The organism is Nocardia sp. GCM10030253, assembly GCF_042675075.1.
In the GTDB taxonomy this organism is placed as follows: Bacteria; Actinomycetota; Actinomycetes; order Mycobacteriales; family Mycobacteriaceae; genus Nocardia.
In genome coordinates this window covers 107,972-128,410 of the sequence record NZ_JBHTDL010000002.1, presented here as the reverse complement: position 1 = coordinate 128,410, position 20,439 = coordinate 107,972, and the positions used below count along the sequence as shown (strand labels likewise).

At 66.6% G+C, this 20,439-nt stretch carries 17 protein-coding genes and 1 pseudogene; 11 read left to right on the top strand and 7 right to left on the bottom strand.

Annotation, left to right across the window (positions count from 1 at the left end; translation table 11 throughout):
* The first annotated feature begins 282 nt into the window (after positions 1-282).
* Genes ACFQZZ_RS01035 through ACFQZZ_RS01025 form a run of 3 tightly spaced genes read left to right on the top strand, consistent with a single transcriptional unit; the run spans position 283 to position 1,577 of the window.
* Positions 283-741, top strand: a complete 459-nt coding sequence (locus ACFQZZ_RS01035; RefSeq protein ID WP_378672453.1) for an FAD-dependent oxidoreductase — start codon at positions 283-285, stop codon at positions 739-741.
* Between the two features lie 46 nt (positions 742-787).
* Positions 788-931, top strand: coding sequence for a hypothetical protein (locus tag ACFQZZ_RS01030; RefSeq protein ID WP_378672450.1), 144 nt, complete (start codon positions 788-790; stop codon positions 929-931).
* Positions 932-950: 19 nt separating this feature from the next.
* Positions 951-1,577, top strand: a complete 627-nt coding sequence (locus tag ACFQZZ_RS01025; RefSeq protein WP_378672447.1) for a TetR/AcrR family transcriptional regulator — start codon at positions 951-953, stop codon at positions 1,575-1,577.
* A gap of 116 nt (positions 1,578-1,693) precedes the next feature.
* Here ACFQZZ_RS01025 and ACFQZZ_RS01020 read toward each other — a convergent pair whose 3' ends face one another.
* Positions 1,694-2,839, bottom strand: coding sequence for a lipase family protein (locus tag ACFQZZ_RS01020; RefSeq protein ID WP_378672444.1), 1,146 nt, complete (start codon positions 2,837-2,839; stop codon positions 1,694-1,696).
* Between the two features lie 250 nt (positions 2,840-3,089).
* Here ACFQZZ_RS01020 and ACFQZZ_RS01015 point away from each other — a divergent pair, with 250 nt between their 5' ends.
* Positions 3,090-3,812 (top strand): dienelactone hydrolase family protein, encoded by a 723-nt coding sequence (locus tag ACFQZZ_RS01015; RefSeq protein ID WP_378672441.1) that lies wholly within the window; start codon positions 3,090-3,092, stop codon positions 3,810-3,812.
* Between the two features lie 36 nt (positions 3,813-3,848).
* On the opposite strand, the pseudogene ACFQZZ_RS01010 reads toward ACFQZZ_RS01015, so the two are convergent.
* The 3 genes and pseudogenes from ACFQZZ_RS01010 to ACFQZZ_RS01000 form a co-directional block, all read right to left on the bottom strand.
* Positions 3,849-4,630, bottom strand: a pseudogene (locus ACFQZZ_RS01010) (crotonase/enoyl-CoA hydratase family protein).
* A gap of 48 nt (positions 4,631-4,678) precedes the next feature.
* Positions 4,679-5,359 carry an enoyl-CoA hydratase-related protein gene (locus ACFQZZ_RS01005; RefSeq protein WP_378672439.1) on the bottom strand — a complete coding sequence of 227 codons (681 nt, stop codon included), beginning with the start codon at positions 5,357-5,359 and terminating at the stop codon, positions 4,679-4,681.
* A gap of 37 nt (positions 5,360-5,396) precedes the next feature.
* The gene (locus ACFQZZ_RS01000; protein ID WP_378672436.1) at positions 5,397-6,020 is read right to left on the bottom strand and encodes a TetR/AcrR family transcriptional regulator; all 624 of its coding nucleotides are present in this window, start codon (positions 6,018-6,020) and stop codon (positions 5,397-5,399) included.
* Positions 6,021-6,258: 238 nt separating this feature from the next.
* Between ACFQZZ_RS01000 and ACFQZZ_RS00995 the strand changes: the two genes are divergently transcribed.
* A complete protein-coding gene (locus ACFQZZ_RS00995) occupies positions 6,259-6,807 on the top strand; it encodes a TetR/AcrR family transcriptional regulator (RefSeq protein ID WP_378672433.1) in 549 nt (182 codons plus the stop codon).
* An 8-nt stretch (positions 6,808-6,815) separates the two neighbouring features.
* Here ACFQZZ_RS00995 and ACFQZZ_RS00990 read toward each other — a convergent pair whose 3' ends face one another.
* Positions 6,816-8,675, bottom strand: coding sequence for a Na+/H+ antiporter (locus ACFQZZ_RS00990; RefSeq protein ID WP_378672430.1), 1,860 nt, complete (start codon positions 8,673-8,675; stop codon positions 6,816-6,818).
* A 140-nt stretch (positions 8,676-8,815) separates the two neighbouring features.
* Here ACFQZZ_RS00990 and ACFQZZ_RS00985 point away from each other — a divergent pair, with 140 nt between their 5' ends.
* The 6 genes from ACFQZZ_RS00985 (at position 8,816) to ACFQZZ_RS00960 (ending at position 16,355) form a co-directional block, all read left to right on the top strand.
* The gene (locus ACFQZZ_RS00985) at positions 8,816-9,706 is read left to right on the top strand and encodes an alpha/beta fold hydrolase (protein WP_378672427.1); all 891 of its coding nucleotides are present in this window, start codon (positions 8,816-8,818) and stop codon (positions 9,704-9,706) included.
* A gap of 43 nt (positions 9,707-9,749) precedes the next feature.
* Entirely contained in the window at positions 9,750-10,364 is a 615-nt protein-coding gene (locus tag ACFQZZ_RS00980) for a TetR/AcrR family transcriptional regulator (RefSeq protein WP_378672424.1), read from the top strand.
* Between the two features lie 342 nt (positions 10,365-10,706).
* On the top strand, positions 10,707-11,681 hold the full coding sequence (locus ACFQZZ_RS00975; RefSeq protein ID WP_378672421.1) for an enoyl-CoA hydratase/isomerase family protein: 975 nt from the start codon (positions 10,707-10,709) through the stop codon (positions 11,679-11,681).
* Positions 11,678-13,996 (top strand): molybdopterin-dependent oxidoreductase, encoded by a 2,319-nt coding sequence (locus ACFQZZ_RS00970; RefSeq protein WP_378672418.1) that lies wholly within the window; start codon positions 11,678-11,680, stop codon positions 13,994-13,996. Before ACFQZZ_RS00975 ends, ACFQZZ_RS00970 begins: the two co-directional genes overlap by 4 nt.
* A 147-nt stretch (positions 13,997-14,143) precedes the next feature.
* Positions 14,144-14,848, top strand: coding sequence for a DsbA family protein (locus ACFQZZ_RS00965; protein WP_378672415.1), 705 nt, complete (start codon positions 14,144-14,146; stop codon positions 14,846-14,848).
* A gap of 238 nt (positions 14,849-15,086) precedes the next feature.
* Positions 15,087-16,355: a hypothetical protein gene (locus tag ACFQZZ_RS00960; protein ID WP_378672412.1), complete on the top strand. Its 1,269-nt coding sequence runs from the start codon at positions 15,087-15,089 to the stop codon at positions 16,353-16,355.
* Positions 16,356-16,376: 21 nt separating this feature from the next.
* Here ACFQZZ_RS00960 and ACFQZZ_RS00955 read toward each other — a convergent pair whose 3' ends face one another.
* Together ACFQZZ_RS00955 and ACFQZZ_RS00950 are read right to left on the bottom strand one after the other, a co-directional pair.
* Positions 16,377-18,593, bottom strand: coding sequence for a molybdopterin oxidoreductase family protein (locus ACFQZZ_RS00955; RefSeq protein WP_378672409.1), 2,217 nt, complete (start codon positions 18,591-18,593; stop codon positions 16,377-16,379).
* 147 nt (positions 18,594-18,740) lie between these two features.
* On the bottom strand, positions 18,741-20,438 hold the full coding sequence (locus ACFQZZ_RS00950; RefSeq protein WP_378672406.1) for a GMC oxidoreductase: 1,698 nt from the start codon (positions 20,436-20,438) through the stop codon (positions 18,741-18,743).
* Position 20,439: the final 1 nt, after the last annotated feature.

Sequence of the window (20,439 nt, the reverse complement as noted above, 5' to 3'; positions counted from 1 at the left end):
ACCGGGGTGGGGCCTCGAGGCTCTCGAGGAGAACCTCGACCTCTTCGGGCAACACCCTCAGTGGCGCATCGCCGGAATCGGTCAGGGCTCGCCGCAGCACAACGGAACCTGCCCGGGCCATGGTAATTCTGGGCAGCCCAGGGCAGGGGTTCCGTTGGGCCCCGGCAGGATTCGTGCGCGTGAGGGGTCGCGTGCGAGATAAGTACGCTACCGTAACTACGAGTCCGTACTTATCGATCTGTGGCCGGTCCTGCTGGGCCACTACCGTTGTGGAGGTGGCCGGTGGCCGGAAGAATTCGGACCGATCCCTGTGTGGTGATCGGAGCGGGACCCGTCGGGTTGATCGCGGCGCTCGCGCTGGCGCGACGTGGGTTGCCGACGGTGGTGCTCGAGGCCGAGCCGCAGGATCGGGTGCGGCCGGGCAGTCGGGCTATCGCGTTGATGTTTCCGAGTCTGTGGCGGCTGGATAGGGTGCTGCCGGGGCTGGGTGGGCAGATCAGGGCGGCCGGGGTGATGCCGACCGGGTATGACGCCTTCTACGGTGGGCGGCGGGTGTTCAGCCAGCATCTCGGCGCGGCGACACCGGTGTTGTCGCGGCTGGCCAGCAGTCTTGCGCAGCGTAGGACCGAACAGATCGTGTTCGCCGAATGTGTTGCTCATGGTGTCGAGTTCCGCTGGGGTGCAACGGTTGCCGGACTCGAGAGCAGCGAGGACGGGGTGCGGGTCCTGCACGGGACGTAAGTGGGGCCTGCACAATCGTGACGTCTCGTCGAAGGCGCTGCGCCGTATGCGCGGTAGCGATCACGTGACCCGCGCGCAGCGGGCCATCGCCGCGCGGATCGCACCAGCTGTGTGGCCTGCGGGCGCGTGGCTGGCCAACGGTCCGCTGCAGGTCCCGATGCCGCGCCTTGGCACGCGAGCCTTCTACTGATCCGACTACTGTGAGCGCGGTGAGCCGGCCCGCCAAGCGTCCCCGCCAGCCGCGGATGCTGCTGGAAGTGCGGCGCGAGCAGGTACTCGATGCAACCCTGCAATTGGTGCACCGCAGCGGATATGCGGCGGTGACCATGGAGGCGGTGTCGCGGGAAGCGCAACTGGTGAAACCTCGCGTCTACGCGGCCTATCCGGGTGTCGAATCACTGCTGCTGGCCTTGTTCGAGCGCGAGGGTCAGCGCGCGTTGTCGACACTCGCCGAGGCGATGCCGTCCTTCGACGCCGATGGCGACTTCGACGATGTTCTGCTCACGGCGATGACCAACCTGCTGCACGCTGTCGCCGCCAACCCCGACTCGTGGCGACTACTGGCCCTGCCCGCCGACAATGCACCCCCGCAAGTCCGCGAACGTGCCGAAACCGCACGACAGTTCGCCCTCACGCAATTGCAGGCGCTGCTCGAGTGGGGCCGCGACCGCCGCCCCGGCCTGGACATCCTGGACCTGGAGCTCACCGCGATCACCCTGCTGGCGGCCGGTGAACGCGCCGCCCACCTGGTGCTCACCGAACCGGAACGATTCACCCCGGAACGCTACCGACACTTCGCGCGCAACCTGCTCAACCTGTTGACGCCGCCGCTCTGATGAGCGCCTGCAGCATTGCACCCGGTGCACATCGGTGCGTCGATCACCCTCATCGTGCACGAGCACGTCGGTGGCACGACGTGCAATTCGGTGTGCACACAGCAGCGCGTGACAACCTACGACCGCCCCATCCAGGTGTCGATCCGGTCCACGGCGCCGGGTGCGAACGCGCAGGTGATGTGATCGCACGGCAGCACCGTGAGCGACACATCCACCCCGGCGTTCTGCCAGGTCTGCTGCAATGCGCGCGCACCCGAGAGCGGGATCCATGCGTCGAACAGGCCGTGCCACAGGTAGATCGGCATGGTCGGTGTCGCGCCACCGGCTTTCGTCTCGCGGTAGATCCGGCGCGCGACGTCGGTGTCGTAGGGGTCGACCTTGGTCCACGAACGCAATGGCACCGGCGCCACACCCAGTAACGCGGCGTCCGAGCAGAGGTTCTTGCTCTCCTGCGCGGCGACCACTCCGGCGTCGCTGAGCAGGTCCAACGCTCCTGGCGTCACGCGGGCCACGCCGAGCGCCGCCATCAGATACAGCACCGAGGCAGGCGGTTTGCCGTCCATGGTTTTGCGCAGCAGGCTCAGATCCGCGGGCGTGCCACCCGCCGCGGCGCCCAGGATTGTCAGCTCGGGTGCGTAGCTGGGCTGCATCTGCGCCGCCCATACGGTCGCGATCGCGCCACCGCTGTAGCCGATCATCGCGGTCGGGCTGCCCGCCAGGCCGGCCTGCGGGAACGCGAGCGCGGCGCGGATGCCGTCGAGCACTTCGCGGCCTTGGGTGGGGCCGTGCGCGTAGGCCATTTTCGGGCCTTGATAGTCGGTCATCACCACCGCGTAACCGCGCCACAGCAATTGGCGGGTGATGTCGGGCGCCTCGATGGCCAGGTTGTGGGTCAGTTGATACGACGGGTTGCATTTGAGTCCGACGCTGTCGATGGCGTAGTTGTTGCTGACGACGCTGCCGTTCCACGCCTTCGGTTTCATGATCGTGGTCAGCGCGGCGATCGAGGCGCCATCGGCGGCGGTCGACTTGAACCACACCTGCCAGGCGTCGAAGGCGGAGGTTGCCGACAGCGGCGGCAGAATCCGCACCGAGCGGCTCGACAGGATCGCCCCGTTGGGCAACCCGTCGGTGGCGAAGCGCTGATCGAGGTAGGCGTCGCCGGTGGGGTCGGGGTCGAAACTCGACTCGTCGGTCGGTTGGGCCGCGACGAGGGTCGATGCCGTGAATACGGTGAGGGCCACAGCAATTGCGATGAACATCGCCCGCCGTTGCGGCCGGGGCATGAGCACAGTTCCCCTTTCGATCGAACGCACTGCCAGAGCTCGAGCATGGGGCGAAGTTGCGCCGTGCGCTGTCGATCAGGTGCCGCTTCGGACTCTCCCGGCGCAGAGATTAGCCCACCGGACCGCGGAGTTCCGGGATTTGATGATCATGGGCCAGATGCGCCCCATCCGGTGGTAGCCGACGTTGAGCTGTAACGTCTGAGACAGTGTCCTAGATTTGATGGTCATGAGGACCATCGAGCTCGACGCGCCCGACGGCACCATCGAAGCGATCCTGGCTCGCCCCACCGGCACAGGCCCATGGCCGGGAGTCGTGGTGATTCACGACGGCATGGGTTTCGGCACCGACGTCCGCAACAATGTCGAGATGCTGGCCGACTACGGCTACCTCGCGATCGCCCCGAACCTGTTCTCCCGCGGTCGAGTTCGCTGCATCCGCTCGATCTTCCGCGCACTGTTGGTCACCGGCCAGGGCCCGCCGGTGCGCGACATCCTCGCCGCACGCGACCGCCTGCTCGCCGACCCCGACTGCACGCGCAAGACCGCGGTCATCGGCTTCTGCATGGGCGGCGGCTTCGCCTTGCTCACCGCCCCCAAGGGATTCGACGCGGCGGCGCCGTTCTATCCCGGCCTCTACGGCGACTATCGCACCATCCTGGACGGCGCCTGCCCGGTGGTGGCCAGCTACGCCAAACTCGACCCGTCCCTGATCGGCGCGCCTGCCAAGCTCGACCGCGCGCTCACCGAACTCGGCGTCGAACACGACATCAAGTCCTACCCCGGCACCATGCACGGCTTCGCCAACGTCTTCGCCGTGCAACCGCTCCTGCGCGTCACCGGCCTCGGCTACGACGAAGACGCGGCCCGCGACGCCTGGCACCGCATCTTCGCTTTCTTCGACCGCCACCTCACCGTCGAAGACGGTGCCGCACAGACCGACACGACGTAGCGACTGCCGACCCCGGCCGAGTCTCAGCGCGCGACGTCATTCGCCGCGCCACTGCGGGGCACGTTTCTCGGCGAAGGCGCGCGGACCTTCCAGCGCGTCCTTGCTGAGGAACACCGCTATCGCCTCCTGCATGCTCATCTCCCAGATGGGGGTATCCCAGTCGGAGCCGAAGTCGTTGACACGGTGGATGATTCGTTTGGACGCGCGCACCGACAGTGGGGCGTTGGCGGCGATGGTTTCGGCGAGTTCGAGGGCGGCGGGCAACACCTGATCGGCGGGCACGACCCGGTTGACCAGACCCCACCCGGCAGCCGCGGCGGCATCGATCGGGGTGCCGGTCAGCGCCATTTCCAGGGCGATCTTGGGTGGGATCTGGCGGGGCAGGCGCAGCAGTCCGCCCGCGGCGGCGATGAGGCCGCGTTTGACCTCGGGCAGACCGAGGGTGGCGTCCTCGCTCATCACGGCCAGGTCGCTGGCCAGCACGATCTCGGTGCCGCCGCCGAGAGCGAAGCCGTTGACGGCGGCGATGAGCGGTTTGTCGACGAAATGCTGGACCAGTCCGGCGAATCCGTACTCCGGGTGCTCGGGGTCGCCGATCCCGTTGCCGCGGGAGAGCTCTTTGAGATCCGCGCCCGCGCAGAAGGCGCGGCCCGCGCCGGTGATCACCCCGACCCGCAGATCGGGATCGGCCGCCAGTTCCTCGAGCGCCGCAGGACCGCGACCGACAGCGCGGAGTTCACCGCGTTCATCGCCTCGGGTCGGTTCAGGGTGATGACGGCGATGTGGCCCCGGCGTTCCAGGGTGGCGGCCTCGCTCACGACGGTCTCCTCGGTGCTGCGTCCGCGATGGATCGGTTAGGTGGAAACCTACCGGGACAGTGGGATTTCCGAGGGCGCATCGGCGGTGAGCGCGGCGACGGCACCGGCGAACATGGTGTTCTTGATGGCGCCGAGGGTGCCGGAGTCCTTGCCGCCCAACGGGGCCAGCAGTGCCAGCGCGGTGGCGGTCACCGCACTCTCGGCCGCGGTCGCATCGACGATGTCGTAGGCCTGCGCGTCCACGCCGCCGAAGCGGCGACCGGTGGTCATCGAGGCGAGCGCCGACTTCGGGGCGAGTTTGGCCTGGATGAGCGCGGCCATGCCCGGGGTGAACGGGATGCGAATGTCGACCTCGGGGAAGCAGAAGTAGCCGCGGTCGCCGCGCATGACGCGGTAGTCGTGGGCGATGGCCAGCATGGCGCCCGCGCCGAAGGCGTGCCCGGGCAGTGCGGCGGCGGTCGGGATGGGCAGGGTGAGCACCCGCGCGAGCAACGCCTGCACCTGTCCGACGTACCACTGGGTACGTTCGCCGTTGGCGACCAGCCAGTCCAGGTCGAGGCCGTTGGAGTAGAACTTGCCGCTCGCGGTGGTCACCAGACCTTGCGCGCCTTCGGCGAGTGCGGTGTCGAGGTGGGCGTTGACGGCCTCGAGGAAGGCGGGGGAGAAGCGGTTTTCGTCGCCGCCGAGGTCGAGGACGGCGATCTTGTCGTGGTGGCTGAGGGTCGGCATGGTGATTCCTTTCGAGGGGTCTTCGGAAGACGGGAGGTCAGTGCGGTGGTCCCACGTCCAGGACCGCGCGCACCGCGGCGCGCAGATGTTCGCGGGCAAGGGGATTGGTGAGCCGGCCGCGGCGCAGCAGGATCGCGGTCGGCAGATCGACCACACACGTGGTGATGACGTCGACGGCCCGCCCGTCGCCGCGACTCCAGAGGGCGCGTGACAGGCGGACCATCAGCTCCACCAGGGTCCGGTCGGTGCTGGCCAGTTCGGCGGCGACCGCGCCGGGCAGTTCGTCGCCGAGCAGTTCGTCGCGAGAGACCAGGTGCAGCAGCTTCCCGGACTCGGGGAATCGCTCGGCGAAAAGCACCGGAGTCTCGGCCACGGCCAGCACCGCCTCGATCGCCGCCGCCGACGCCGATTCATCGGACGCCGCCGCGAGGTGGGCGTCGACGAGTGCGGTCTGCATGGCGAGAAACCGGTGCGCGGCACGTAACCAGGTGCGCCCGAGCAGTTCCGCGCGCGAGCCGAAGGTGTGATAGATCGCGCCGTTGGACACCCCGGTCGCCGCCGCGACCGCGCGGATGGTGACCGCGGCCGGACCTGACCGCACGGCGAGCAACTCCGCGGCATCGAGCACGGCGTCGGGGTCGTGGGTGCGGGGACGAGGCATACCGCCGACAATAACAGAGCAACTGCTCTGTTATGAAATCGCATGGATTGCGAGCTCCTCCACCCCCGGCGCCGGAGCCTCTGTTGCGCACTGCCACTTCATGTTTCGGCCGGTCACGGATACTTTCCGGTGCCGAGAGTCCCCCATCGTAGATTTCGTTCCGCTCGCACGAACCGGCCATACAATGCGGTACTGTTCGGTCCTCCCCGCCTTGCCCGAACGACAGAACGGCGCACCGATGTCACGAGTGGTCACCAAGGAGCAGTACTTCGACACCGCTCTGGAGGTGCTCGCCGAACTCGGCTTCAAAGGCATCAACATCGGTGTGCTGTGCCGCCGCCTCGGCGTCACCAGCGGCTCGTTCTACCACCACTTCGGCAACTGGCAAGGCTTCGTCGACGCGCTACTCGAGCACTGGGAGAACCGTCAGGTGCTCATCCTGCGCACACTGAACTTCAACCAGGGCAACCCCGACGACGACATCCGCGCCATGTCCGACCTCGCCTCGGGCCTGCACCACGCCGCCGAGGCCGCCATCCGCGCCTGGGCCGCCAACGACGAATCGGTCAACCTCGCGCTCAAGCGGGTCGATGAGTCCCGCCGCCGCACCGTGCACAAGGCGATCAAAGGTGTTGTCGGCGACGACGACACCGCCGCGGTGGTCACCTCGCTGGGCATGGCGATGCTGATCGGCTACCAGCAGATCGCCGCAGGCGGCGAGGACGTCTCGCTGGACAAGCTGCTCACCGAATACGCCCGGCTGATCTACTCCCACGCCCGCCGCTGACGGCGCGCTCAGCCCAGTAGTTCGTCCACATAGCACCAGCGCCACGCCTCACCCGGCTCCACACTGCGCATCACCGGATGCCCGGTCGCGCCGTAATGCTTGGAGGCGTGGTTGCCGACCGAGGAATCACAGCAGGCGATGTGCCCGCACTCCAGGCACATGCGCAGATGCACCCAGGTCATGCCCTCGGCCAGGCATTCCTGGCATTCGTCCGGTTCGACCGGTTCCAGCACCAGCGGCGCGTCACGCAGGTGCTCGCAGTCCTCGGCCGTCCCGGGTAGCGCGAGGGGTTCGACAGTCTCCTCGTCAGTGTCGTCGAAGCGGTCGATGATCGACTCTTCCAGGTCCAGCCTGGCCAGCACGTGCTGCAGGATCACGTAGTCGAGCGCACCCGAATCCCGTACGCGCAGCACCGTTTCCCGTTCCGCGCGCAGCATTTCCAGGCGCAGCCGCCGGTACTCCGCGGTCGGTGTCGCCTGCTCGGATTCCGCGCGCCCGAGTCGCTCCCACGCCGCGTTGGTCTTCCAGGCGACCCGATCACGCAACGACTCGACGACCCCGGGCGGCGTGTCCGGGGTGATCCGGCGCTCCAACTCGGCCAGCCCCGCCGCGGTCGCCTGCTGCAGCAGATTCGCCTGCTGCAGCGCATCCTCGGCCCGGCTGGGTCCCCGCAGCCGCAGCAACCGCACCAGCAACGGCAGCGACGTGCCCTGCACCAGCAGGGTGCCCGCGACAACGACGACCGCCAACAGTTTCAGCACCGGCAGCTGCGGGGTGTCCTCGGGCAGCAACAGCACCGCCGCGAGAGTGACCACACCGCGCATCCCCGCCCACGACACCACCGTCGCATGACTCAACGGCGTATCCGATCCGGCACGACTGATCCGGTGGAACAGCAGCGACCACGGATAGATCCACAGTGGCCGCGCCAGCATCGCCGCCGCCAGCACCGCCGCCGCCGCGATGAGCAGCCGGCCATGGTCGAGCCCACTGCTCCACGCGCCTTCGAGAATCGCCCGCATCTGCAACCCGACGATCAGGAACACCGCGCTCTCCAGAATGAACTGGATGGTCCGCCAGTTGGTTCGCTCGGCGATGCGGGAGGCCGCGCTCTGCCAAACCGGCGCGCCGTGCCCGAGGATCATCCCGCAGGTGACCACCGCGATCACACCCGAGGCGTGGATACCCTCGGCGGGCAGATACGCGATGAACGGCGCCAGGAACGACAACGAAGTGTCCAGGACGGGGTCGGTGATCCGGCGGCGCAGCATCGCCAGCAGATACGCCACCACGATCCCGACCGCGGCGCCGCCGCCCGCGGCGAGCAGGAAATCCCCGCCCGCCTTCCACACCGTCACCGTCCCGGCCGACGCGGCGATCGCGGTGCGCAGCGCGACAAGCGCGGTCGCGTCGTTGAACATCGACTCGTCCTCGAGAATGGTCACGATGCGTCGCGGCATCCCGATCCGGCGCGCCACCGCCGTCGCCGCGACCGCGTCCGGTGGCGCCACCACCGCGCCCAGCGCCACCGCGGCGGCAAACGGCACCGGCAACAGCAACCACACCACCGCGGCCACGACAAAGGTGCTGAACAGCACCAGACCCACCGACAGCGACGCGATGGTGCGCGCGTTGGCCCGGAAATCCACCAGCGAGGTCCGAATCGCCGCCGTGTACAGCAGCGGCGGCAGGAACCCGAGCAGAATGATCTCCGGATCCGGATGAACCTCCGGCACGAACGGCATATACGACGCCGCAACCCCGGCCAGCGTCAGCACCAGCGGTTCGGAGATTCCGAACCGGCGCGCCAAGGCCGCCAGCGACACCGCCGACGCGACGAGAACAACGAGGCCGAACGCGACATGCACTGTGGCATTCTCGCAGAGCAAACCACCGGCGCGAACCGACCGCACAGTACGTGACATGAACTCTGTCGGTGGTTCGGCGGAATCGCTGTGCCGCCCGCGTTCGCGCGCAATGCTTGTCGACACACATGGAGGAGGTTGATATGGAGGAGTTTGCGCTCTGGCGAGCGAGCGGACGGCGCCACACCCACCGCGGTCACCAGATCTTCTGGCGCGACGGCGGAGCCGGCGAGGACGGCACACTGCTGTGTATTCACGGATTTCCCACCGCATCATGGGACTGGCATGCGGTATGGCCCGGCCTGTGCGCGCGGTTCGCGCGAGTGATCGCACCGGACATGATCGGGTTCGGCTGGTCGGCGAAACCGCGCCACTACCAGTACGCGATCACCGATCAGGCCGACATCCACGAGAACCTGCTGCGCGAGCAGGGCGTCGGGCGGTTCCACATCCTCGCCCACGATTACGGCGACACCGTCGCCCAGGAGTTGCTGGCCCGCGACACCCAGCGCCGCGCCGACGGCGACGACTCGCTGGTGATCGAATCGGTGTGCCTGCTCAACGGTGGACTGTTCCCGGAGACCCACCGCGCCCGGCTGATCCAACGGTTGCTGGCCAGTCCGCTCGGCCCGCTGATCGGCATCCTCGGCACCGAGCGCACCTTCGCGCGCAACCTCGCGGCCGTCTTCGGCCCCGACACCGAACCCAGCGACGACGAGATGCGCCAGTTCTGGTTGCTGTGGTGCAGCAAGCACGGAAAACGCAACGGCCACAAGCTCATTCGCTACATGCGCGAACGCAGGGCCAACCGGGAACGTTGGGTGGGCGCACTGCAGCAGACCACGGTGCCGCTGCGGCTGATCGACGGCTTGCTCGACCCGGTGTCAGGCGCGCACATGGTGCGCCGCTACCGCGAGCTGATCCCGGATCCCGATGTCGTCGAACTGCCGAACGTCGGCCACTATCCGCAGCTGGAAGCCCCCGACGACACCCTGGCCGCCGTCCTCGACTTCCACGGCACGCGCGTGAAATAGGGCCGCCACCCGCCATTATGGACTCTCCCATAGGATGGCGGGTATGGCAGCGGCACGCCGAGCAGGCAGCGAACCCACCGCCCGCCCGCGCACCTCGGATGCGCGGCGGCGCATGATCGACGGCGCCATCGAATCCCTGCGCATCCACGGAGCAAGCGCCACCAGCGTCGACCGGGTACTGGCCGCCACCGGTGCCCCCCGCGGCTCGGTGTACCACCATTTTCCCGGCGGGCGCACCCAGCTCGTCACCGACGCGGTCACCGCTGCCGGGGTCGTGATGTCGGAATTCATCGAGTCCATCACCCGCGACAACGACCCGATCACCGCACTCGACAACTTCGTCGCCCTGTGGCGGCACACCCTCGTGGACAGCGACTACCGTGCGGGCTGCCCGATATTCGCCGTCGCCGTCGAAACCAATGACGACGCACCGGAATTCGCGCGCGCCGCCGCCGTGGTCTTCACCCGCTGGCACCGCGCCCTCACCGATCTGCTGGTGCGCCACGACGTCGCCGCCGACCGCGCCGCGCGGATGGCCACCCTCACCGTCGCCGCCGTCGAGGGCGCCATCGCCCTGTGCCGCGTCGAGCGCGACACCAAGCCTCTCGAAGACACGGTGCGCGAGTTGCAAGACCACCTCACCGCCGCCTTGGGCTAGCGACAGCGCCTGTCGCCATCAGCATCGTGCCGAGCCGCGCCATGCCGTCTCGTCAGTGGTGAGCGGGTTTCGCCGGATCCGACAACGCCGCACACGCGGACGTCGGTGCCATCGGCATCGCATCACGACCACCGAAGCTGTCGGGTAATGGCGGTGCTACGAGGTCCGCCTGAACCGCGTCGAACCCGGCAGCGGGCCGGCCACGCACCGCCGCCACCTACCTGTCACCCCTTGACACGCTGATTATGGTGGAGACCATAATCAGTGCTGGGTGCTGGATCGGTTTCACACCGAAACGACTCGGGCCCGCCCACTGACGTGTGCCGATCAAGGGAGACACCGATGTCCCGAGCCGCTGATCTCCCCTTGGAGACCATTACTCTGGCCCAGCACGGGAGAGTGCTCACCGCGAGCGTGGTCGCACCTCCGCTCAATTTCGTCACCCCCGCCGTGGTCCGCGACCTGGACCTGCTCACCGCTGCCGCCGACACCGATGACACGGTCGGTGCGATCGTGCTCACCGGCGGTCTGCCGGGTCGCTTCCTCACCCACGCCGACCCCAACGCTCTGACCGGCATGGTGTCGCTGCCGCACCCGTTCATCCCCGCCCGCGCGGTGATCCCACTGATCCCGGTGCTCAACAGCGCCCTGCGCGTACCGGGCGCCGCACGGATGCTGGCACGGTTCGGCGGCGGCCTCGGCACCGGCATGGTGTGGGGCTATCGCTGGAAACGAACCACGCTGCGGATGAACCGATCCCGCGTGGTCTACCTCGCCGCCATCAACGGACCCGCGCTCGGCGGCGGCCACGAGATCGCGCTGGCCTGCGACGTGCGCTATGCCGCCGACGCCGAGCACGTCACACTCGGTCAGATCGAATCGCTGGCCAACCTGATTCCCGGCGGCGGCGGAACCCAACGCCTACCCCGACTCATCGGCGCCGCCAAGGCCATCGAACTCACCCTCGAAGGCGCACCGGTCAGCGCGCAGGACGGCCTGCGGCTGGGTCTGGTGCATCGCCTGACCGCCGAAGCCGACCTGCTCGCCGAAACCGAGGCCACCGCCGCGCGTCTGGCCACCCGCAACCCGGTTGTCGTCGCCGAGCTCAAACGCGCCATCTACTTCGGCACCGACAAACCGTTGTCCCGCAGCCTCAACCGCGAACTGGCCGCATTCCTGTCCACGGGCAGCAGCGCCGCGGCCACCCGAACCACCGACGCCTTCCTCGAAGACCTCACCCGCTTGGGCGACACCCCGTTCCTCGCCGAGCCGAAGGCATGGATCAACGGAACCCGCGTCGATCAGGTCAGCCGATGAGCACCAAGTCGGCGAGCGCTGAGTCTGTCAACCCCGAGTCCGTGGAGACCGAGCTGGCGAGCGCCGCACAGCAGCAGCGGGGCGAGCAGCAGTGGCACAAGACCGCGTGCATCCTGTGCGAGAACAACTGCGGGCTACTGATCCAGCTCGACGGCCGCAGCTTCGCCAAGATCCGCGGCGACAAAGAGCACGTCGCTTCCGCCGGCTACACCTGCAACAAGGCACTGCGCCTGGACCACTATCAGAACGGCGGCGCCCGCCTCACCTCCCCGCTACGCCGCGAAGCCGACGGTAGCTTCACCGAAATCGACTGGGACACCGCCATTTCCGAGATCGCCACGCGACTGGCACAAATCCGCGACAACTACGGCGGGCAGGCGATCTTCTTCTACGGCGGCGGGGGACAGGGCAACCATCTCGGCGGCGCCTACAGTGGCGCGCTGCGCCGCGCCCTGGGCAGCCGCTACCGGTCCACCGCACTCGCGCAGGAGAAGACCGGCGAGGGCTGGGTCGATGCGCACCTGACCGGCGGACACACCACCGGCGATTTCGAGCACGCCGAGGTGTCGGTGTTCCTCGGCAAGAATCCGTGGCAGTCACACGGAGTTCCGCGGGCCCGCACGGTGCTGCAGCAGATCGCGAAGGATCCGGCGCGCACCATGATCGTGCTGGATCCGGTGCGCACCGAAACCGCCGACCTCGCCGACATCCACCTGCAGGTCCGGCCGGGCACCGACGCCTGGTGCCTGGCCGCCATACTCGGCGTCCTGGTCCAGGAAGACCTGCTCGACCACACTTTCCTCACCGAACACACCACCCGGTCCGACGCGGTCGTCGCCGACCTGCGCACTATCGACGTTCCCGGATACACCGAAATCTGTGGTGTCCCAGAAGAACTCGTGCGCGCCGCAGCTCGTCGCATCGGCACCGCGGGCAGTGTCGCCACCTACGAAGACCTCGGCGTCCAGCAGAGCCCCAACAGCACCCTGATCTCCTACCTCAACAAACTGTTGTGGCTGCTCACCGGTAACTTCGCCAAACGCGGTGCGATGCAACCACATTCATGGATGGCCCCGCTGGCCGGTTACAGCCGCGACATCAAACGCAGCCCCGTCACCGCCGCACCCATCCTCGGCGGCATGCTCCCGTGCAACTCGATCGCCGAGGAAATCCTCACTGACCATCCCGACCGCTTCCGCGCGATGATCATCGAATCCGCCAACCCGGCACATTCGCTGGCCGACTCGACGACCTTCCGGCGCGCTCTCGACGCGCTGGAGCTGGTCGTCGTCATCGATGTCGCCCTCACCGAAACCGCCCGCCACGCCGACTACGTGCTGCCCGCGGCCAGCCAATTCGAGAAGTGGGAAGCCACCTTCTTCAATCTCGAGTTCCCGCACAACACCTTCCACCTGCGTGCCCCCGTCCTGGACCCGCTGCCGGGCACCCTCCCGGAACCGGAAATCTATGCCCGCCTGATCCGCGAACTCCGGGCCGTCGGCCGCACGAAACTCACCGCACTGCGGATCGCCGCCAAGCTCGGCCGCCGCCCGTATGCGCTGACTTTCGCCACGCTGCTGGCCATGGACAACACGATCGCCGGACTCGCACCGTATCTACTGTATGAAACCCTCGGACCCACCCTGCCCGACAGCGCCCACTCGGCGGCGGTCTTGTGGGCGCTGTCCCACCGTGTCGCGAAACTGCATCCGGCCGCGATGCGCCGAGCAGGCCATCGCAGCGCCGACGCCCTCTTCGACGCCATCCTCGCGGGCCGCTCCGGAGTCACCTTCACCGTCGACGACTACCCCGACGCCTGGGACTACCTCCCACACCCCGACCAGCGAATTCCCGTGGCCATCCCCGAACTCCTGCACGCATTACGCGAACTCACCACCACTTCCGCGACCCACACCACTCCCGAATTCCCCTTTGTCCTCGCCGCGGGCGAACGCCGCTCCTTCACCGCCAACACCATCTTCCGCGACACCACCTGGCGCCGCCGCGACGCCGAGGGATCCCTGCGCATCAACCGCGCCGACGCCGACCGCCTCGGCTTGGCCACCGGCGACACCGCCACCATCACCACCCGCCGCGGCACCGCCACCGCCACTGTCGAAATCAACGACCGCATGCAACCCGGCCACGCCTCCCTCCCCAACGGCTTCGGCCTCGACCTGCCCACCGACAACGGATCCCTCCGCACCGGCGTAGCGGCCAACGAACTCACCGACCTCACCTGGCGTGACCCCATCGCAGGCACCCCCTGGCATAAACACGTCCCCGCCCGAATCGAACCCCTCCCCAACCCCTGACCACCTGACCGCTCCCGCGATCGAACCGCCACGTCCTCGATCGCGGGTGCGGCGATGTCGAGCTCCGGCGAGTGGTGTGGCGGCATCGCACGACGGGCGCGAATCGGATCTGGCTCTCGGCGGGCGAGCGGATTAGCGTCGACAGGTATGACGCCGGACTCCGTCGACTTCCATTTCGATCCCATGTGCCCGTTCGCGTATCAGACGTCGCTGTGGATGCGTGAGGTCCGCCGGATCACCGGTGTGCGCATCGAGTGGCGCTTCTTCAGCTTGGAAGAGGTCAACCGCGTCGAGGGCAAGAAGCATCCGTGGCAGCGGCCCTGGTCTTATGGCTGGTCGCTGATGCGCATCGGCGCGCTGCTGCGCCGCAACGACATGCACGCCCTGGACCGCTGGTATGCCGAAACCGGCCGCGAACTCCACGAATTGGGTGGCAAACCCCACGACCCAGAGGTTGCCAGGCAACTGCTACGGCGACTCGGCTTCCCCGCGACCGTGCTCGATGAGGCCATAGCCGACCCCACCACCCACGACGACGTCCGCACCGACCACCAGCGCGTCCTGGACACCGGCGGCTTCGGTGTCCCCACCCTGTTCTTCCCCGACGGCTCCCCACTGTTCGGCCCGGTGCTCATCGACCCACCGACGGGCCAACGCGCCATCCGCCTCTGGGAGCTGGTCACCGGCATGCTCGAATTCCCGCACGTCTACGAGTTGCAACGCCCGAAAGCCCCCGCCGACGCCGCCCGGATCGGCGAAGTACTGAAACCGTATGTCCGAGGCCGAGATTGGGGCAGCATCAACCGCGGCGAAGTAATCGACATGTCGGCCCTCGAGGACAGCGCGCACTGACCGGGCTACGCAGCGCGACCGGGCTGTCACGGGTCTTTGCCGCACCTCCGCCCACCCGATCGCCGTAGCAACACATACGAGCTCCCGAGACTATTCCCAGAATTGGGAATCTCGTCTGCAGCGCAGACGGGATGATCAGCAAACGATCCACACGGCACGGTGAGCAGCCGAGTGTCCACGCGGGAGGTGACGTGACGGCTGCCATGACGGCGCAGCCGCTATCGACGGCGGCCCTCGATTGACCAGCGGCCCCATCGCGAAAATCCTCGAAGGTGTCGCACGCCTGACGAGCGGGCTCGGCAGGGCAACCAGGCATATCGCCCACAACGAGTACGAGAGTAGGGCTGGCCGCCTTTCGACCGGGACCCATGGACTGGTCGATACCGACCACACGCACGGGATCTCCGGGCGTGGCTTCGAGCGGAATCGGTCACGCTACAACTTGACGCCACCACTGGACCCTGCGCGCGCTGTCGGTCAGCGTCGCTATTCGAAGGATGAGTTCATCACGATGTGGGAGGCCAAAATCGGCAGGAAGATGACCTCCGACGAACTGGAAACTCTCGATAAGGGCTGTGTCGGCGTAACAATGTTGCACCTAGGCCTGACCGGTCGCCGGCATCCGTCGACCGCACTCGCCTTCGCCGACCCTGTTTCGCATCGGGCCGTTGCGAGGGTGGAGGAAATATTGGCACCCGGAGACATCGTCAACAAGGATGTCAACAACCGGCAGAAATGGCTCCGCGATTCAGAGAAGAAGCTCGAGCACGAACGAAATCAGCCGGGCGCTACCGAAGACTCCCCAGAGGTACAGAAAGCGCTCGTAGCGGTCGAGACCGACCGGAAAGAGCTCGAGTATGCACGATTGAATGCAGCAGATGTCATGGCCGACATGTCCAAAGAGTATGAAAAAGAAATGAAGGAAATCAGGCGCGAGTCGAAAGTGGAAGGCGATAAGCGAACTTTCGAGAGAGTTTCCACATATGCCGAAAAGATCGACGATATCCTTGCGCAGAAACCGAAGGATGCCTCCGAGTTCATGCGAATGATTCGCGCGGACAAAGATCTCGCACCCTTGTACGACATCGTCTACGAATTGCCGCCTGGCAAGCCATCGGACTGGGAGACGGCCATCTACGCCAAACACTTCTGGTCCGGGCAGGAAATGGTCACAGACTCCTCCGGAAAGCTGGTGGTCTCGGGGGACAATATTATCCAGACGGGTGCAACGCATTACCCTCAACCCAACAACTTCACGCCGGACGAAGTAACCGGCCGAGTGGATATGAGGTTAGATTTTTCGCAAGCCAAGCCAGGATTCATCAACTACGACTACGGATTCTATGACACAACGAATGGCAACTGGTGGCACGCGAACCATAACGAAGCAAATGACCCGGATGACCCGATGCGCATTCTCCAGAGTACCTCCGAGAAATTTTTCTCCGGCTATTCCGATTTCGACAGTTCGGTGATCTGCCTCGGTTTGGTGAACAAATCCAGGTAAGGACGCTGGCCAAATCGAATATCAGGAAGCCGGAACGGGCGCGCGATCGCTCCCCGAGGCAGCGCCGTCCTCGACGACAGGGGGCGGAGCACTGGTCACCGTCACCCAGGTGTTGTTGACCGCGGAGTTACCGGAGAACGTGTCGGTCAGCGCGGGATCGTGCAGCAGGTTGACATTCGCGCCGGGCAGTGACGCCGCGACCTGCCAACCGACGCCGGGTTCGCGGTGACCCCAACCGTGGGGGACGGCTATCGTGCCTGCCCGGATGTCGTCGGACACCTCGAGGGTCACCACGATCGAACCCGTGGCCGAGCTGACCGCGACCGGTTCACCGTCGGTGAGGCCGCGGGCGGACGCGTCGGCGGGGTGCATGAGCGCGGTGCAGCGGTCGCGGCCCTTCACCATCGGCCGGAGGTTGTGCAGCCAGGAGTTGTTGCTGCGCAGGTGGCGTCGGCCGATGAGTTTCAGGTCGTATCCCTCGGCCGGTGTGGTGAGCGCGGCACCGCGGTCGGCGTCGTCGAGCAGAACGCGGGCGGCCGCGACGAAATCCGGTGGTGCCACACATACTTTGCGGTCTTTCGTCCCGATCAGTGCACGCAACCGTGGCTGCAACGGACCGAGGTCGATACCACCGGCGGCGGCACGCACCTTCCCCACCGTCAACCCTGCACGTCCACGCCGCAGCACCCCGTACGGACCGGCCGCCACCCCGAGAGTCGCCAACCGCACCGGGCTGACCTGCTCGAACACCCCATTGAGCAGACGAGACGTGAACCGGCGCATGGGCAACGGCACCATTTCGGTGATCAACCGCGCCATGATCTGCCAATCCTCCAACCCATCGGCGGGCGGTTCGAACACCCGCGCGTCGTAGCGCAGGTTGTTGCGCACACTGAACACCGGAAACAGGATGTTGACGTCCTCACGTTCCAGCGGCGAGATCGGCGGCAGGATGATGTCGGCGTGGCGGGTCGTCTCGGTGATGTACATGTCCACCGCGACATAGAAATCCAGCGAATCCAACGCCGCACCGAGCGTGCCGCGCTGCGGTGTCGACAGCACCGGATTACCGGCGTAGGTGATCATCGCGCGGATCTGCCCGGCACCCTCGGTGCGGATCTCATCGGCCAGCACCGCCACCGGCAGCTCGGAACGAAACGACTTGTAGACACCAGAGCGATCCGTCCACGCCCCGTACCCCATCGGCAGATACTTCGTGAACCGCGCCGCATCGATCGGCGGCGTCGCGAACATCTGCCCACCCGGCCGATCCAAATTCCCGGTCACCGCATTGATCGTGTTGACCAGCCAATGCGTGAGCGTGCCGGTCACCTGCTGACACACCCCGATACGCGCGTACAGCACCGCCGAGTCCGCGGCCGCGTGCTCGCGGGCCAACCGGCGGATGGTATCCGCGTCGACGCCCGCGTGCGGCGCCACTCGCTCCGGGGTGACCTGCGCGACCAACGCCCGCAGCTCGTCCCAGCCGGTGCACTGTGCGCGGATCTTCCTTTCATCACACAGGTTTTCGGTAACCAACACATGCAGCATCGCCAACAGCAGGTACGCATCACCGCCGGGCGCGACAGCGACATGCTCATCGGCCAGCCGCGCGGTCTCGGTGCGCCGCGGGTCGATCACCACCACCTTGCCGCGCCTGCGCACATCCCGAATGCGCTGCTTGGCATTGGGCATGGTGGTGACCGACCCGTTGGACACCGCGGGGTTGGCACCCATGATCACCAACCGATCGGTGCGATCGATATCGGTGACGGGCATGAGCACATTCGACCCGAACATCCGCCACGCCACGAACTCCTGCGGGAACTGGTCGATAGACGACGCCGAAAAGAAGTTGCGAGTCAACAACACCGCCCGCAGCAGCGCACCGTAGATCACCGACGAGCTGTGTGCCGCCGGGTTTCCCAGATACATCCCGATCGCACTGTGTCCGTGCTCGCGCCGCACCCGCCGCAGCCGCTGCCCGATCTCCCGCAACGCCTCGTCCCACCCGATCGGCTCGAACGAGTCACCGACGCGCCGCACCGGGGTCCGCAGCCGATCCGGATCATGATGCAGCCCACCCATCGCCGTCGCCTTCGGGCAGATGTATCCCTTCGACAACACATCCTCCGGATTGCCCTCGATCCGAGTGACCCTCTCCTGCTCGACGGTCACCAGGATCCCGCAGTGCGCCTCACACAGCGTGCATTGTCGCGCGACGGTGGTAGCACTCATGAGCCGTCCTTTACACCATTGAGAGGATTTCTCTCTCAGACTACAAAGCGTTCGCCGCCTCCGGGACAGTTCCCGCCGATACCATCGATCGCGAACACGACCTGCTCGCAACAGTTTCCGACCACAGCGACACCCGCCGGCACACACTTAGATCGGTGTGATCGACAACCGCAACGCACCCGGCGCCGCGGCAGGCACCACCGGGTTCTTCGGCGCGATCACCTCGATCCTGCGATACCGCGCACCCAGCGGCGGACGCTGATCCCGTTCACCCTTGTTGGGCCACAACGCCATCGCCCGCTCGGCCTGCGCGGTAATCGTCAGCGACGGATTCACCCCGAGGTTCGCCGAAATCGTCGAACCGTCCACGATGTGCAGACCCTCATACCCATACAGCCGCTGGTAAGGGTCGACAACACCGGTGTCGGGGGAGTCGCCGATCGCGCAGCCGCCGATGAAATGACCGGTGATCGGGATATTCACCATCTCCGTCCAACTGCCCTGCGCAATACCGTCGATCTTCTCCGCGACCCGACGGGTGACCTCGTTGCCTTCCGGAATCCACGCCGGGGGAGCCGCACCCGCCCCCGGCCTGGTGGTCATCCGCCTACCGAACAAGCCACGCTTGTTGTAGGTGATGATCGAATTGTCCAGGTTCTGCATCACCAGCAGACCGATCATCCGTTCCGACCAACGCCTCGGATTGTGCATCGTCACCAGATCCCGACGCTGCCGCAACAGTTCACGCAGGCCCAACACCCAGCGTCGCTTACCGTCCTGACCGTCGACCAACACCGTGGTCATCAACCCCATGAAGTTGCTGCCCCTGCCGTAACGCACCGGCTCGATATGGGTGTACTCGTTGGGATGAATCGACGAGGTGATCGCGACGCCCTTGGTGAAGTCGGAATCGGTGTTCCGCGAGCGCGCAGCCAACACGGCCTCGGAGTTGGTGCGCGCCAGATGCCCTAGACGCGACGACACCCTCGGCAACACCCCGCGATCCTTCAGCGTGTGCAAAAGCTGCTGCGTGCCGAGCGCGGCCGCGGAGAACACCACCTGATCAGCGGTGAACGTCTGCTTCGCGGTGCGCACCCACCGACCGGTCCGCACCGTATCCACCGCATACCCACCATCGAGCAACGGCCGCACCGCCACCGCGGTCGTCAACGGATGCACCGTCGCACCAGCCTGCTCCGCCAAGAACAGGTAGTTCTTCACCAAAGTGTTCTTCGCCCCGTGCCGACACCCGGTCATGCACTCACCACAATGCGTACACGCCCGCCGCCGCGGACCCACCCCACCGAAGAACGGATCCGCCACCTCAGCACCCGGCCGACTGTCCTTGTCGGCGAACAGCACTCCCACCGGAGTACGCCGATAGGTGTCCGCGATCCCCATATCCTCCGCGACCGCCCGCATCACCCGATCCGACGGCGTCGTCGCCGGATTCGTCGTCACCCCGAGCATCCGCTTCGCCTGGTCGTAATGCGGCGCCAACTCCGATTTCCAATCGGTGATGTGCGACCACTGCTTATCTCGGTAGAAGGTATCCGGCGCCTCATACAGCGTGTTCGCATACACCAACGAACCACCACCCACCCCGGAGCCACTCATGATGAACGTGTCGTTGAGCAACGTCATCCGCTGAATACCGAAGCAACCCAACTTCGGCGCCCACAGGTACTCCTTCAGATGCCACGAGTTCTTCGCGAACTCCTCATCGGCGAAGCGGCGACCGGTCTCCAGCACACCCACCCGGTAGCCCTTCTCGGTCAACCGCAGCGCCGTAACACTGCCCCCGAATCCGGACCCGATCACCAGCACGTCGTAGTGCGTCGTCATG

Coding starts and splice junctions, on each gene's coding strand:
- ACFQZZ_RS01030 (WP_378672450.1), top strand. CDS start 788: ATGCGCGGTAGCGATCACGTGACCCGCGCGCAGCGGGCCATCGCCGCG.
- ACFQZZ_RS01020 (WP_378672444.1), bottom strand. CDS start 2,839: ATGTTCATCGCAATTGCTGTGGCCCTCACCGTATTCACGGCATCGACC.
- ACFQZZ_RS01015 (WP_378672441.1), top strand. CDS start 3,090: ATGAGGACCATCGAGCTCGACGCGCCCGACGGCACCATCGAAGCGATC.
- ACFQZZ_RS01005 (WP_378672439.1), bottom strand. CDS start 5,359: ATGCCGACCCTCAGCCACCACGACAAGATCGCCGTCCTCGACCTCGGC.
- ACFQZZ_RS01000 (WP_378672436.1), bottom strand. CDS start 6,020: ATGCCTCGTCCCCGCACCCACGACCCCGACGCCGTGCTCGATGCCGCG.
- ACFQZZ_RS00995 (WP_378672433.1), top strand. CDS start 6,259: ATGTCACGAGTGGTCACCAAGGAGCAGTACTTCGACACCGCTCTGGAG.
- ACFQZZ_RS00985 (WP_378672427.1), top strand. CDS start 8,816: ATGGAGGAGTTTGCGCTCTGGCGAGCGAGCGGACGGCGCCACACCCAC.
- ACFQZZ_RS00980 (WP_378672424.1), top strand. CDS start 9,750: ATGGCAGCGGCACGCCGAGCAGGCAGCGAACCCACCGCCCGCCCGCGC.
- ACFQZZ_RS00975 (WP_378672421.1), top strand. CDS start 10,707: ATGTCCCGAGCCGCTGATCTCCCCTTGGAGACCATTACTCTGGCCCAG.
- ACFQZZ_RS00970 (WP_378672418.1), top strand. CDS start 11,678: ATGAGCACCAAGTCGGCGAGCGCTGAGTCTGTCAACCCCGAGTCCGTG.
- ACFQZZ_RS00965 (WP_378672415.1), top strand. CDS start 14,144: ATGACGCCGGACTCCGTCGACTTCCATTTCGATCCCATGTGCCCGTTC.
- ACFQZZ_RS00955 (WP_378672409.1), bottom strand. CDS start 18,593: ATGAGTGCTACCACCGTCGCGCGACAATGCACGCTGTGTGAGGCGCAC.
- ACFQZZ_RS00950 (WP_378672406.1), bottom strand. CDS start 20,438: ATGACGACGCACTACGACGTGCTGGTGATCGGGTCCGGATTCGGGGGC.